Genomic DNA, 13,760 nt, shown 5'->3' with positions numbered 1-13,760 from the left:
CCGCCCGCCACGAGCGCCTTCCGCGCCATGTCCAGCCGTACGCGGGCCGCCGTGGCCGCCGTTCAGAAGGCGCGCGCGGTCTCCACGCCCAGCCAGACCGCGGCCAGACCCGCGGCGACGCTGCCCGCGACGTTCGCCGCCGCGTACGCGCGGGCGCCCGACTCGTAGAGCTTCAGAGTCTCGTAGGAGAAGGTCGAGTACGTGGTGAGCGCCCCGCACAGGCCGGTGCCGAGCAGCAGTCCGGCGCGCGCCGAGGCGACCCCGGTCAGCAGGCCCAGGACGAAGGAGCCGACCACGTTGACCACGAAGGTGCCCCAGGGGAAGACCGAGTCGTGGCGGGCCTCGACGGCCCGGTCGGTGAGATAGCGCAGGGGGGCGCCGACGGCCGCGCCGGCGACGACGAGCAGCCAGTTCACGCGGGCGGCTCCCCGGCCGCCGCGGGCGGCCCGTACCGGACGACCTCGCAGGGGTCGAGCAGCACCAGTCCCCCGTCCGCCATGAGCTCCTCCAGCTCCGGCAGGAAGGCCCGCACCCGCTCCTCCGTGTCCACGACGACGACCGCCATCGGCAGGTCCTCGCCGAGCGAGAGCAGTCGGGCGGTGTGCACGACGGCGGAGGAGCCGAAGCCCTCGACGCCGTGGAAGACGGAGGCGCCGGCGAGGCCGGCGGCGTGCGCGCGGTGCACGATCTCGGTGGACAGCGGGCGGTGGTGCCAGGTGTCGTTCTCGCCGACGAGAACGGTCAGCCGGAGTGCGCGGCCGGCGAGCCGGGTCATGACGGCCTCCTGCGTACGGTGGCGGCCCGGGCGGCGACCACGCCGGCCCAGACGGCGGCCAGCGCGGCCACCGCGGTGCCCCCGAGATAGAGCAGGGCGCGCGGGACCTCGCCGCCGGCGAGCAGCCGCTGGGTGTCCAGGGAGTAGGTCGAGAAGGTGGTGAAGCCGCCGCAGACTCCGGTGCCCAGGAAGGGGCGGACGAGCGGGTGCGGCGGGTGGGCGGTCTCGGTGGCCACCACCATGAGCGCGCCGAGCACGGCGCACCCGAGCACGTTGACGGCCAGCACCGTCCACGGGAAGGCACCGCTCGGAGTGGGCCACAGCAGGACCGCCGCATAGCGGGCCGCGGCCCCGAGGGCACCGCCCGCGGCGACCACCCCGACGACCGGCAGCTGCGCGCGGAATCCCATGGCACCAGCGTAGGCACAGGTCGGTGCGGCCGATCACCCGGGAGCGGGCGTCGGAGGGACGAGGCGCACAGGCGCGGTCTCCGGCCTGGGGCATTAACCGGAGGCCGGCCCGTGCTGCCTCGCCCCGATGTTCCGGGCGGGGCCGCGCGGGGGTCAAAGCCGGGCTCCCGAATCTGTCAGATCCCCCCACGGGGTATCGCGCCCCGGGACGGCGCGGGGCGGGGGTGTGGTCCGGCCACCACCGGGCGGCCCAGACGGGTGCCCCCTCCACCTCGTGCGGGAGGGGCCCGGCGGGGGACGGTGGTGGGGCAGCAGGAGGGAGCTGCCCCACCCCCCCATGGCAGGAGTGTCGTGAGTACATCCGTCGCAACCGCATCGAGGTTCAGGACCGTCGCCGCGCACCGGGACGCGGCCGGCAGGGACGCCGGCGAGGACGTGTACGGCGAACTCTGCGCCGCGCTGTTCTCCGGCTTCCCGCGCCGCGACCAGCGGATGAAGGCCGAGCAGTACCTGCGCGGTCTGCTGACCGCGCAGGGCCGCAAGTCCATCCGCAACATCGCCGCCCAGATCGGCGGCCCGGCCGCCGAGCAGAGCCTGCACCACTTCATCTCCAGCTCCACCTGGGACTGGCGGCCGATGCGCGCCGAGCTGGCCCGGCACCTCCAGCGCACCGCGTCCCCGCAGGCCTGGGTGGTGCGCCCGATGCCGATACCGAAGGCCGGACAGCACTCGGTGGGCGTCGACCGGCGCTTCGACCCCGAGCGCGGGCAGGTCTTCCGCGGACAGCAGGCCTTCGGGCTGTGGTTCGCCTCCGAGGAGACCAGCGTGCCGGTCAACTGGCGCCTGTTCCTGCCCGATCCGTGGGTCAAGGACCGCACGCGGCGCGACCGGGCCGAGGTCCCGGAGGGCGCGGGCGAGGAGACCCTGGAGGAGTGCGCGGTCAACGTGGCCCTGGACACCGCCCGCTGGCCCGAGGTGGCCCGCAAGCCGCTGCTGCTCGACGTGCGGGGCGGCGCGGGCCGGGCGGCCCTGCACCGGCTGGCGCTCGCGGGCGTGCCGGTGGTGGCGCGGATCGGCGCCGGCTGCCGGCTGACCGTCGCGGACCGCTCGCTGCCCGGCTTCGGCTCGGGCCCGCTGACGGCGCTGCAGATCCTGGAGTCCCTCAAGGGGCTGCGCCGCCCGGTGAGCTGGGTGGACTCGGTCTCCGGGGTGCGCACCTCGCGCACCTCGCTCGCCACCGCCGTGCGGGTCACGCTTCCCGTGCCGGCGGGCGAGCGGCAGCGGCCGCTGCTGCTGCTCGGCGAGTGGGACGAGCCGCAGCACGCCCCGGCCCGGCTGTGGATCACCGATCTGACCGGCTCGGCGGTCGGCCCGCTGCTGCGGCTGACCAAGCTCTCCCGGAGGGTGGAGCGGGACTTCCGCGCGGTCGGCGAGGGCGCGGGCCTGCGGGACTTCGTGGGCCGCTCCTTCCGCGGCTGGCACCGGCACATCACGCTGGCCTCGGCCGCGCACGCGGCGACCGTGCTGGCGGCGGACCGGGAGGCCGGTTACGGCGCGGTGCCGGCCCGCTCGGCGGGCTGAGCCCGCTTACGGACCGGGGTCCGGGAGTTGGGGCTTCCGGACCCCGTACCCCTTCCGTGACGGGCAGCGGCGCGCCGTGCCGTGCCGGAAGGGGGCCCTCCGGTCACTCCTCGCCGCGGGCCGCGCGCGGGCCCGTGGACAGGGCGGCGCGGCGGCGGGCGAGGACGTCGCGGGTGCGCTGGAGACGCAGGGCGAGCTGGACTTCGAGGACCTGGCCGGGCTTCTGCCATTCGGCGCCGAGGAGTTCGCCGATCCGCTCCAGGCGGCGGGAGACGGTGTTGGGGTGCACGTGCAGGGCCTCGGCCGCGTTGGTGGGGCTGCCGCCGGAGGCGAAGTAGGCCTCCAGGGTGCGGGTGAGGTCGGTGAACCGCTCGGCGTCGTAGTCGAGGACGGGGCCGATCGCCGACTCGATGAAGCCGTCCACGTCGTGGTCGTCGGAGAGCAGCAGGCCCAGGAAGCCCAGGTCCTCCACGGAGGCGGCGGCCCCCGCGCCGCCGAGCGCGCTCATGGCGTCCAGGCAGCGCATGGCCTCCTGGGCGAGCCGGGCGACGCTGTCGGGGCTCCAGCCGGGGCCGGCGGCGCCGACGGAGACCGGGTGCCCGAGCAGCGGGGCGAGCTCGGCCGAGACGGCCCGCGCGGCGGCGGAGGCGTCCACTCCGGGCAGCAGCAGCACGATGCAGCCGCCCTGCACGGTCTTCAGACCGCCCATCCGGTACGCGTACGAGGACGCCCACACGACCGCGCGGCCCTGCTCGCCGCCCTCGGGGCGGGCCACCACCAGGACGTGCGGCTTGCGCAGGTCGATGCCGAGGCGGCGGGCGCGCTGGGCGATCTGCTGCGGGGCGTGTTGCGGCTCGGCGAGCAGGTCGTCGAGCAGCTCGTCGCGCACGGGGCCCTCGGCGACGGCGGTGGAGCGCTGCATGAGGAGCAGGAGGGCGACGGACTGGGCGGCGAGTTCGAGCAGGCGCTCGTCCTCGCCGGTGAGCGGGGTGGCGGCGGTGACCACGAGGACGCCCAGGTCCTCGGAGCCGGCGACGACCGGGGCGACCCAGGTCTGCCCGCCGCCGGGGTCCGCACCGGGGTCCGCACCGGGGTCCGCCGCACGGTCCGTGTCCGGGCCGGCGGGGGTGCGGACGGGGCGGCCGCCCGCGTGCGCGTCGAGGGAGGCCTTGGCCACCGCGTCCTCGTCGAGGCCGACCGGCTCGCCGGTGGCGGCGAGGGTGCGGCCGCCGGGGTCGCGGACCAGGACGAGGGCGTCGAGGGCGTCCCCGGCCGCCTTGGCGACGCCCAGCAGGTCGCCGCCGGACAGCACCAGGTTCATCATCCGGCCGTGGGCCGCGCTGATGTAGCGCATGCGGGTGAGCGCGGTGCGGGCGCGGGAGCTGTCCAGCTCCAGCTCGGTGACCTCGGCGCGGGTCTGGTCGAGCAGGCCGGCTTTCTCGGTGGCGACGGCGGCCAGGTCGGCGAGCGGGGCGAGCAGCGCCAGCTCGCCGTCGGCGAACCGGCGGGCCCGGCGGTCCCCTCCGTACAGCAGGCCGAGGACGGTGTCGCCGATCCGCAGCGGCACGGCGAGCACCGCGCGCAGCCCCTCGTCCCGGACGACCCGGTCGACGGCGGGCAGGTGCGGGAAGCGGTCGTCGGTCAGGTAGTCCTCGGTCCAGGCCGGTCCGCCGAGGGCGTGGACGAGGCCGCCGAGCCCCTCGCGCTCCAGGGCGGCCGGGCAGCCGACCGGGCCGAGGCCCTGGCCGGTGAGCCCGCCCTCGCTGCTGTGCAGCAGCCGTACGCCGTGCGCGTCGCGCAGGGTGACGCAGGCCAGGTCGAGGTCGAGGAGCCGGCGGGCGCGGCGGACGACGAGCCGCAGCAGCCCGTCGAGGTCGTACGGGTGGGTGAGCTCGCGGGCGGTGTCGGCGAGCGCGTCGATGGCGTCGGCGCGCTGCTCGCGGCGGGCGAGCGACTGGGCGACGCCGGTCGCGAGGTGCACGGCCCGCTCGAGGGGGGCCAGTTCGGCCGGGGGACGGCCGGCCTCGCGGGCCCGGTCGAGCAGTTCGGCGAAGCGCTCCGGCGGCGCCTGCTGGGCGAGCAGCTCCAGCACGGAGAGCGCGTCCACGCTTCCGCTCCCGCCCGTGCCGTGCTGGGCCATGCCTCAACTCCCGCTGTGTCGCGTCACCGTGCGCCGCGCCGGACGCCCGTACCACCGGCCGGAACCGGCACCAGGACCCGTACCGGTACGGGTACCCGGATCGGTACCGGTACCCGCGCCGTCGTCCACGCCGGACAACGGCCGGATCCATCCCATCATTCCCGTTCGCTCCTCTTCCGCCGCCTTGTCCCGGGCGGGGCGGTCCGGCGCGGGGAGACGGGGCGTCAGAAGGCGCCGGGGCGCGCCCGGATCAGACCGGCGCGCCCGCGAAGGCCGGGACGAGCCGGGGCGTGCGGGCCCACACGCCGGGGGCCTGCGCGGGCACCCGGGGCGGCCGGGCGCCGTCCCGGACGGTGAGCAGCGAGCGGTGGAGGCGGCGCAGGCGCGCGGAGGGCTGCCGGTCGCCGTCGGCGAGCAGCGCGCCGCACAGGCGCGCGTACACGTCGAGGGCGTCCTCGGTGCGCCCGGAGCGCAGCAGGGCGACCATGAACTGGGCGTGCAGGGCCTCGTTGACGGGGTGCCGGGCGACGAGGGTGGCGAGCTCGGGGACCATCTCGGCGTGCTTGCCGAGGCCCAGCTGGGCCTCGACCCACTGGTCGAGGACGCTCATCCGGGAGGCGGCCAGACGGGCGCTCTCGGCGCGCAGCCGGGGGCCGGCGGCCACGCCCTCGTAGGGCTCGCCGCGCCACAGGGCGAGTGCCTCGCCGAGCCGGAGCGCGGCCCGGGGCAGGTCGCCGGCCTCCATCGCGCGGTAGCCGGCGCCGGCGGCGCGCTCGAAGCGTCCGACGTCGTGGGAGCCGCCGCCGGTGTCGAGGCGGTAGCCGCCGGCCTGGGCGGCGAGCACGGTCTCGGCGGTGCGCCCGTCGTCCGCGCCGCGCCCGGCGGCGCGGGGCCGCCCGTCGCGGAGGGCGGCGGCGAGGAGCGCGCGCAGGCCCGCGATGTGGGCGTGGAGCTCGGCCCGGGCGCCGCGCGGGGCGCCGGAGGGCCACAGCTCGGCCATGAGCACGGTGGCCGGCACGACCTGGTCGGCGGAGGTCGCGAGCAGGGCGAGCACCTGTCGCGGCGCGGCGGCGGTCGGGGTGATCGACACCCCGTTCTCGCGCACCGAAAGTCCCCCCAGGATCCGGACGTCCACCTTGCCCCCTCAGTGTCTGCGCACGGGATGACCCTGGACGATTAGAAAAGAGACCGCGCGGCATGTCAATAAGAAACCGGACGGTACGGAATCTCTGGACCTCGCGGACGGAATTTTTGCCCGCTTTGCCCCGCATTTGACCCATCAACAGCTCGTCAAGATGTGAGGAAACCTACTCGGGGATCCGGATACTGGACCCACGGGTATGCTTTGGCGCTCGTTTTCAGGCAGCGTCGCGGGCGCCTTCCGGCCAGGGAGCCGAGAAAACCGGCATGGCGGTTTTCTTTGGGTCCATCATGGCCCCGCGCGGGCACGGGAGGGAAGCGCCCCACGGGAAGTCATGCACCGGGAGGTGACGGCGACACGACGCCCGGGGTACGGGCCGGGGACGGCCGGAAGGAGGCCTCGGGGCGCGCGGGAAGGGCGGTCCGGGGGGCACGCGGAAAGGGCCCGCCGGGCGGGCCCCTAGGCCGTCTGTTCGGAGGTCTCGTCCGAGAGGGCGAGCGCACGGGCGCCGCGGCCCGGCTCCAGGTCGAGCATGGTGAGCACGGCCGGGACCACGATGCTGGGCAGTAAGTGCTGGTAGAGCGCGGAGGCCCAGCGTTCCATGGACGAGCGGTCGCCCTCCAGGGCGTGCGTCATCAGGTTGAGTCCGGCGTAGGCGCCGACCACCAGCGGGGCCACCTGCTCGGGCTCGGCGTGCGGGAGCAGCTCGCCCTGGGCCTTGGCCTCGCGGAGCAGGCTGAGGTTGATGTCGGTCCACTCGCGGTAGGGGCCGCTGCGGTTGAGGTCGTGGCCGCCCTGGTCGAGGGTGAGCCGGACGCTGCCGCTCAGCACCCGGTCCACGGTGAGCCGGTGCGCGAAGACCATGCCGACGTCCACGAACTCCTGCACCTTGCAGGTCTGCGGCGGCGGGGTGGGCACGACGGAGACCTGTGCGTCGATCACCGCGTGGGCGAGGTCTTCCTTGGAGTCGAAGTGGAAGTAGAGCGCGCCCTTGGTGACCTGGGCGAGCGCCAGGATGTCGGAGAGCTTCGCCGCCTCGTAGCCCCGCTCGTCGAAGACGGCCGCCGCCGCCTCCAGGATCGCCCTGCGGGTACGGATCGCCCGATCCTGCTTCGCCATGGGAGTCACGTCCCTCTCATCGCGCCCGAACCGGCATCCCGGTGGCCCGAGAAAACAAACCTTGGGGTACCAATTTTCCGGCAGCTGGAAGATACCCGAAGCCTTGTTCGCAGAGAACACGAAAGCCGGCCAGTCGCCGAACGCGCGCCGCTGACCTGCGGACTTGCCGATCGGTCCGGGTAAGAGAACGTCAGGTCGGCGCCGACCGCACCGACCTGACCTCGGGTCGGGAAACCCCGCCCGTCACTCAGGGCGACCGGAAAACCGACCCTCCGGTCCCCTGGGCGGTATACCGGACCCGACCGGCCCGGCACACCTTGCCGTCCCCCGCCGGGGGCCGCCGGTCCGCGTACGGGCCGTTCAGTCCGCGTACGGGTCGGACGGGTCGGCGGAGCCGCCGAGCCGGTCGGCCTGCCGGATGGCCTCGGCCAGCTCCCGCACGGAGGCCGAGCGGGCCCGGTCCGCGAGCGCGCCCGCACGGGCCGCGAGGGCGGACAGCGGCGGCGCGCCCGGCACCCCGCCCTCGCGCAGCCGGTCGGCGAAGTAGGCGGCGATGGCGGTGAGCTGGAGACTGTCGTGGCCGGGGCCCCAGACCGGTGCGGTGAGCGCGGCGGCGTCCACGGTGCCGGAGCGCTCGTGCGGGGCGCGGGTGGCGGGGTCGAGCCAGCGGACGGTGGCGGTGGCGACCCGGCCGCGCTGCCCGGGGCGCAGCTTCACCGCGTACAGCGCGGTGACGGTGTGCCCGGCGCCGACCTCGCCGCCGTCCACCCGGTCGTCGCGGAAGTCCTCGTCGGCGACCGCGCGGTTGTCGTAGCCGATCAGCTTGAAGTCCGCGACGGTCCGCGGGTCGAAGGCGACCTGCGCCTTGGCGTCGCGGGCGCGCAGTTCGACGTGGCCGGGGAGCTGGTCGACGAAGACCTTGCGGGCCTGCTCGGGGCTGCCCACGTAGGTGGTGTGCCCGTCGCCCTTGTCGGCGAGCTCCTCCATGAAGGCGTCGCCGTAGTCGCTGCCGACGCCGACGCCGAAGAGCGTGATGCCGTACCTGCGGCGCTCCGTGTCGATGCGCTCCAGGATGCCGGCGGCCTCCGTGTCGCCGGTGTTGGCGAGGGCGTCGGAGAGCAGCACGACCCGGTTGGTGGCGCCCTTGCGGCGGCCCTCGACGGCGACGTCGTAGCCGGTGCGGACGCCCGCCTCCACATTGGTGGAGGAGCTGGTCTCCAGGCTGTCGACGACCTCGTGGATGCGGCCGCGGTGGGCGCCGACCCGGGTCATCGGGAGCCGGGTCTCGGCCTCGGAGCTGAAGGTGACGATCGCGAGGGAGTCGTCGTCGCGGAGCCGGTCCGCGAGCAGTCCGAGGGACTCCTTGACCAGGTCGAGCCGGCCCGGCTCGCCCATGGAACCGGAGACGTCCACGACGAAGGTGAGGGCGGCGGGCGGACGTTCGCCCTCGCTGGGCCTGGTGGCGAGGCCGACGCGGACCAGGGACCAGCCGGGCGCGTCGGTGCGGGCGCCGTCGACCGTGACGCTGAAGCCGTTGTCCTGGGGCCGGGGGTAGTCGGGCTTGAAGCTGTTGACGAACTCCTCGGGGCGGATGTCGCCCGGGGCCGGCAGGCGGCCATCGGCGAGGACCCGGCGGGCGTAGCCGTACGAGGCGGTGTCGACGTCGAGCGCGAAGGTGGACAGCCGGTCGGGGGCGGGCGCGGGCCGGCCCTCGGAGTCGGTGCCCGGCGTCCGCTCCCCCGCCGCCTTGCCCCCGTCGGGCGCGCCCGGGCGCTGGGGCGCGGCGGCACCCCGGTCGGCGCGGGTGTCCTCCGCGCTGCTGCGCGTGGCGCCTCCGCCGCCCGCGCAGCCGGCGATCAGCAGGACACCGGCGAGCGATCCGGCGAGCGCCCCGCCCGCCCTCCGTCGCGTGGTCCGCCTCGTGGTCCGCTTCATGGGCACATCCCCCATTTCCTCATCTCCCCGTGGGAGCTCGGCACTTGTGAATGTGACGTCCGGGAGGGCCGGAAGGAGCAGACGAAGGAGTTGCGGAAGGATCTCAATGCGGCAACGGCGGCGGGGGCGCGCTGCCGTGGCAGAGACTCGCCATCCTCGTCAACAGGGGTTGTCACCGTACGCAGTCGCGTGCGTACATGGAGTGGTACGCACCGGTCGGGCGGGGGTGGTCAGCGGTGGCAGAGACAGCGGGCTCCGTGTTGCTCGCCCGTTCGGCGTTGGGCCGGGCCGGTCCGGAGCCGCAGCGTCCGCCGGGGCGCCCGGTGCGCGGCAGCCGCCGGGTGAGTGCCGCGCTCGCGGGCCTCGCGGCCTCCGCGCGGCACGAGTTGCTGACCTTCGACGACCCGGCGGCCTCCGTGTCGCGCGCGATCCCCGAGCCGTTCCTGGAGCTGGCGGGAGCGTGCATGCGCGCGGCGGCCGAGCGGGCCGGCGAGGTCCGCCGGATCGTCCCCCGTCACGCCCTCCCCCAGGTGGCGGGGGCGGTCCGGGTCCCGGGCCGGGCCCGGGTCGCCGAGACCATCCCGTTCAAGATGATCGTCGTGGACCGCACGGTGGCCGCGGTCCCGCTGGACCTGGAGCTGCTCTACAACGGGCTGCTGCTGATCCGCGACCCGGTGGTGGTCCAGGCCCTGGTCCGGGCCCATCACGCCGCCTGGGACACCAGCCAGGAGCTGGCCGGCCTGACCGTCCCCTCCCGCGAGCTCGCCCCGCAGCTCCGCCCCGTGCTCGACGCCCTCCTCGCGGGGCTCACCGACGAGACGGCCGCGGCCCGGCTGGGCATGTCTCCGCGGACGTACAGCCGCCGGGTGGGCGAGCTGATGGCGGCCCTGGGCACGACGAGCCGCTTCCGCGCGGGGGCGGAAGCGGCCCGGAGGGGGTGGATCTAGGACCCTGCCGCGCGGACGGCGCGGCGGCTCAGGACACGATGTCCTTGCGGGAGAAGCCGCGGAAGGCGAGGGCGAACAGGACCAGGGCGTAGGTCACCGAGACCGCGGCGCCCTTGGCCATGCCCGTCCACTCCAGCTGCGGCTGGAGCGCGTCGATCCAGGAGAACTGCCAGTGGGCCGGCAGGAAGGAGCGCCAGTCGCCGAGGGCGGTGACCGCGTCGAGGACGTTGCCGATGATGGTGAGGCCGACGGCGCCGCCGACCGCGCCCAGGGGCGCGTCGGTGCGGGTGGAGAGCCAGAAGGCGAGCCCCGCGGTGACGAGTTGGGAGACGAAGACGAAGGCGACGGCGATGCCGATCCGCAGCAGCGACTCCCCGGCCGGGAGCGCGCCGCCGGTGGGCAGCCGCAGCGGCCCCCAGCCGTAGGCGACCGTGCCGGCCACCAGCGCGACCAGCGGGAGCAGCAGCATCGCGGCGGCGCTGAAGCCGAGGGCCACCGCGAGCTTGGACCACAGCAGCCGGGCGCGCGGCACCGGTGCGGCGAGCAGATAGCGCAGCGAGGACCAGCCGGCCTCGGAGGCCACGGTGTCGCCGCAGAAGAGGGCGACCGGGATCACCAGGAGGAAGCCGGCGGAGACGAAGAGGCAGGTGGCGACGAAGTTGGCGGCCGAGGCGGTCGCCGTGTCCATCAGGGTGATCCGCCCGTTCTCGGCGCCGTCCGGGGAGCCGCCGATGGCGAAGGCGACGATCAGGACGAAGGGGAGGGCGGCCAGGATCAGGCCCATCACGAGGGTGCGGCGGCGCCCCAGCTGGCGCCGGGCCTCGACCCGCAGCGGCAGGGTGCGGCCCGGCGCGTAGCCGGGGGCGGTCGCGGTGGCGGGCCCGGGGGCGGCCCCGGAGGGGGACCCGGGGCCCGGGTCGGTGGCGGTGGTCATGCCGTCTCTCCTCCGATCAGGGTCAGGAACGCGTCCTCGAGCCGCCGGTGCGGTCCGACGCCGGTCACCGGCAGGTCGAGCCGGACCAGTTCGCCGATGAGCTCGGTGGCGGTCCGGCCGTCGAGCGGGACGAGCAGGCCCGCCTCGGTACGGACGGCGGCGAGCTTCTCCACCACCGGGTCCGGCACCGGTCCGGACAGGGTGACGAGCAGGGTGTCGCCGTTGCCGGTGATCTCGCCGACCGGGCCGGCCTGGACGAGGCGGCCGCGGTCCATCACCACGAGGTGGGTGCAGGACTGTTCGACCTCGGCGAGCAGATGGCTGGAGACGATGACGGTCCGGCCGCCGGCCGCGTAACGGATCATCACCTCCCGCATCTCACGGATCTGCGGCGGGTCGAGCCCGTTGGTCGGCTCGTCCAGGATCAGCAGGTCGGGCAGGCCCAGCATGGCCTGGGCGATGGCGAGCCGCTGCCGCATGCCCTGCGAGTAGGTGCGCACGGCGCGTTCCAGGGCGCCGCCCAGGTTGGCGATGCGCAGCGCCTCGTCGACGTGGGCGTCCTCGGCGGGGCGGCCGGTGGCGGCCCAGTAGAGCTCCAGGTTCTCCCGCCCGGACAGGTGGGGCAGGAAGCCCGCGCCCTCGACGAAGGCGCCCACCCGGGAGAGCACCGGGGCGCCGGGCCGGATCGCGTGCCCGAAGACCCGGATCTCGCCCTCGTCGGGGGTGATCAGGCCCATCAGCATGCGCAGGGTGGTGGTCTTGCCGGCGCCGTTGGGGCCGAGCAGTCCGAGGACCTGACCCTGTTCGACTCGGAAGGACAGCTCGCGGACGCTGTACCGGTCGCCGCCGGGGTACTTCTTGCCGAGCCCGGTGATCTGGAGGGGTACGCCCGCGAGTCCGGGGTCCGGTGCGGGGGCCGCGGCGCGCCGCCGGGCGGTGAGCACCAGGCCCGCGGCGAGGGCGAGACCGAGCAGCGGCAGGCCCCAGACCCACCAGGGCAGGCCGGTGGCCTGGGTGGTGACGGCGGGCGCGGTCGGCACGCTCAGCGGGCCCTCGACGGCGGCGGTGTACGTGGCGGGGGCGGCCGGCGAGGCGTAGCCGAGGTCGGTCGCGGCGAGCACCAGGCGCAGCCGGTGGCCGGCCGGCACCTCGTGGTCGACCGCCGGGAGGGTGAGGTCGACGGTGCGGCCGTGGGCGGCGCCGTCGATCCGGACCGGGGCGACGAGCTGGGCGGGCAGCACCTGTTGCCGTCCGTCCGGTCCCACGTCGTACACCTTGGCGAAGAGGACGGCCGAGCCGTCGGGGGCGGTGGAGGTGACCCGGACCCGGACGGTGGGGGCGCCGGTGATCCGCAGCGGCCGGGACTGCGGCCGGGCGTCGAAGGCGGCGAACTGGCCGGGGAAGTCGAGGGACAGGCCGGCGCCGAGGGAGGACAGCTGGGCCAGTCCGCCGCCGAGGCCGGGCACGGCGGACAGCGCGGGCGGGTTGGCGCCGGCCGGGTTGGCGAAGGGGCGCGGGACGGCGGGGCCGCCGGCGGCGGGTCCGGACAGGGCGATCCGCACCGGTCCCGCGGCGAGGCCGGGGTAGCGGTCGGCGGTGGCGCCGCGCAGGGTGGCGCGGCCGTCGGTGGAGTCCACGCCGCCGGTGCGGCTGACCCGGAAGGCCGGGCCGGTGGCGGCGCCGGCGTCCTTCTTGAGGTACCGGTCGAACCAGGCGCCGATCCGGCCCTCGACGCGGTCGGTCTCGCGGTCGCCGCCGTCGTGCCCGCCGGCGGTCCAGTCGACGGCGACGGGCGCGCCGTTGGCGGCGATGGTCCGGGCCATGGCGTCGGCCTGGTCGAGGGTGAAGAGGGAGTCGGCCTGCCCCTGGACGATCAGCGCGGGCACCTTGATGCGGTCGCCGACGGCGGAGGGGCTGCGGGCCTCCAGGAGGGCACGCGCGGCGGCGTCGGGCCGGCCGGAGACGGCGACGCGCTGGTAGAGCGCGCAGACCTCGGGGCTGAAGCGGCCGCAGGTGCCGGGAGCGGTGCCGTTCGGGGTGGCGCCCGGTGGGGTGGAACCGGCCGGGGCGGTGCCGGGTGGGGCGGTGCCGGGTGGGGCCGTCGCACCCGCCGAGAAGAAGATGCCCGACCAGAGCTTCTTGAAGACGCCCCGGGGGAAGAGGGCGTCGGCGAGGTTCCAGTAGGTGATCTGCGGGGCGACGGCGTCGACGCGCGGGTCGTGTCCGGCGGCGAGCAGCGCGATCGCCCCGCCGTAGGAGGCGCCGGTGATGCCGACGCGCGGGTCGCCGGGCCGGTCGAGCAGCACCTCGGGCCGGTCGGCGAGCCAGTCGACGAGCCCACGCACGTCCTTGACCTCCCGCTCCGGGTCGTTGAGGCCGATCTGCCCGGTGGAGGCGCCGAAGCCGCGCGCGGACCAGGTGAGGACGGCGTAGCCCTGGCGGGCCAGCCGTTCGGCCTGGGCGCGGACGTCGTCCTTGGAGCCGCCGAAGCCGTGGCCGAGGAGCACGGCGGGGCGGCGGCCGGACTCGCCCGCGGTGAAGTAGGAGGTGTCGAGCCGGACGCCGTCGAGGTCGAGCGTCCGGTCCGCGCGGTGCACGGGCGGGGGCCCGTCGGAGGCGACGGCGGTCCAGGTTCCGGCGCCGCCGAGGAGCACGGCGAGCGCGGCGCCGGCCGCGGCCCACCGCCGCAGGCCCTTGCGGGGAAGTCGCAGCTGCATGGCGTCGAGCCTAGGCGGGCCGGGGGCCCCGCCCCGGCCGCCCCGGTCGGAACTCGGCGGC

General features: G+C 75.8%; 11 protein-coding genes. 2 read left to right on the top strand and 9 right to left on the bottom strand.

Going from position 1 to position 13,760, the window contains the following annotated elements:
- Window positions 1-62: 62 nt before the first annotated feature.
- The 3 genes from crcB (ACIGW2_RS24015) to crcB (ACIGW2_RS24005) are packed head-to-tail and all read right to left on the bottom strand — an operon-like array spanning window position 63 to window position 1,185.
- Entirely contained in the window at window positions 63-416 is a 354-nt protein-coding gene (gene crcB, locus ACIGW2_RS24015) for a fluoride efflux transporter CrcB (RefSeq protein WP_399845718.1), read from the bottom strand.
- Complete coding sequence (locus ACIGW2_RS24010) at window positions 413-775, bottom strand: DUF190 domain-containing protein (protein ID WP_361590521.1); 363 nt, start codon at window positions 773-775, stop codon at window positions 413-415. The genes crcB (ACIGW2_RS24015) and ACIGW2_RS24010 overlap by 4 nt, the downstream gene beginning before the upstream one ends.
- Window positions 772-1,185, bottom strand: a complete 414-nt coding sequence (gene crcB, locus ACIGW2_RS24005) for a fluoride efflux transporter CrcB (RefSeq protein WP_391655595.1) — start codon at window positions 1,183-1,185, stop codon at window positions 772-774. The genes ACIGW2_RS24010 and crcB (ACIGW2_RS24005) overlap by 4 nt, the downstream gene beginning before the upstream one ends.
- A 351-nt stretch (window positions 1,186-1,536) precedes the next feature.
- Here crcB (ACIGW2_RS24005) and ACIGW2_RS24000 point away from each other — a divergent pair, with 351 nt between their 5' ends.
- A complete protein-coding gene (locus ACIGW2_RS24000; RefSeq protein WP_399845713.1) occupies window positions 1,537-2,766 on the top strand; it encodes an IS701 family transposase in 1,230 nt (409 codons plus the stop codon).
- Window positions 2,767-2,869: 103 nt separating this feature from the next.
- Here ACIGW2_RS24000 and ACIGW2_RS23995 read toward each other — a convergent pair whose 3' ends face one another.
- The 4 genes from ACIGW2_RS23995 to ACIGW2_RS23980 all read right to left on the bottom strand — a co-directional run bounded on the left by ACIGW2_RS23995 (window position 2,870) and on the right by ACIGW2_RS23980 (window position 9,101).
- Complete coding sequence (locus tag ACIGW2_RS23995) at window positions 2,870-4,906, bottom strand: helix-turn-helix domain-containing protein (RefSeq protein ID WP_399845710.1); 2,037 nt, start codon at window positions 4,904-4,906, stop codon at window positions 2,870-2,872.
- A gap of 250 nt (window positions 4,907-5,156) precedes the next feature.
- Window positions 5,157-6,011: a BTAD domain-containing putative transcriptional regulator gene (locus ACIGW2_RS23990; RefSeq protein WP_399845707.1), complete on the bottom strand. Its 855-nt coding sequence runs from the start codon at window positions 6,009-6,011 to the stop codon at window positions 5,157-5,159.
- Window positions 6,012-6,506: 495 nt separating this feature from the next.
- Window positions 6,507-7,166, bottom strand: coding sequence for a ScbR family autoregulator-binding transcription factor (locus ACIGW2_RS23985; RefSeq protein WP_399845704.1), 660 nt, complete (start codon window positions 7,164-7,166; stop codon window positions 6,507-6,509).
- A 360-nt stretch (window positions 7,167-7,526) separates the two neighbouring features.
- Window positions 7,527-9,101 carry a von Willebrand factor type A domain-containing protein gene (locus tag ACIGW2_RS23980; RefSeq protein ID WP_399845702.1) on the bottom strand — a complete coding sequence of 525 codons (1,575 nt, stop codon included), beginning with the start codon at window positions 9,099-9,101 and terminating at the stop codon, window positions 7,527-7,529.
- A 236-nt stretch (window positions 9,102-9,337) separates the two neighbouring features.
- Between ACIGW2_RS23980 and ACIGW2_RS23975 the strand changes: the two genes are divergently transcribed.
- Window positions 9,338-10,048 carry a DNA-binding response regulator gene (locus tag ACIGW2_RS23975; RefSeq protein WP_391655599.1) on the top strand — a complete coding sequence of 237 codons (711 nt, stop codon included), beginning with the start codon at window positions 9,338-9,340 and terminating at the stop codon, window positions 10,046-10,048.
- A gap of 28 nt (window positions 10,049-10,076) precedes the next feature.
- Here the strand turns inward: ACIGW2_RS23975 and ACIGW2_RS23970 are convergent, their stop codons facing one another.
- Together ACIGW2_RS23970 and ACIGW2_RS23965 are read right to left on the bottom strand one after the other, a co-directional pair.
- Window positions 10,077-10,982: an ABC transporter permease gene (locus ACIGW2_RS23970; protein WP_399845698.1), complete on the bottom strand. Its 906-nt coding sequence runs from the start codon at window positions 10,980-10,982 to the stop codon at window positions 10,077-10,079.
- Window positions 10,979-13,699, bottom strand: a complete 2,721-nt coding sequence (locus ACIGW2_RS23965) for an alpha/beta fold hydrolase (protein WP_391655601.1) — start codon at window positions 13,697-13,699, stop codon at window positions 10,979-10,981. Before ACIGW2_RS23965 ends, ACIGW2_RS23970 begins: the two co-directional genes overlap by 4 nt.
- Window positions 13,700-13,760: the final 61 nt, after the last annotated feature.

Source organism: Streptomyces sp. NPDC053541, from assembly GCF_044544705.1.
GTDB lineage: Bacteria > Actinomycetota > Actinomycetes > Streptomycetales > Streptomycetaceae > Streptomyces.
This window is presented reverse-complemented; position numbering and strand designations above follow the sequence as displayed.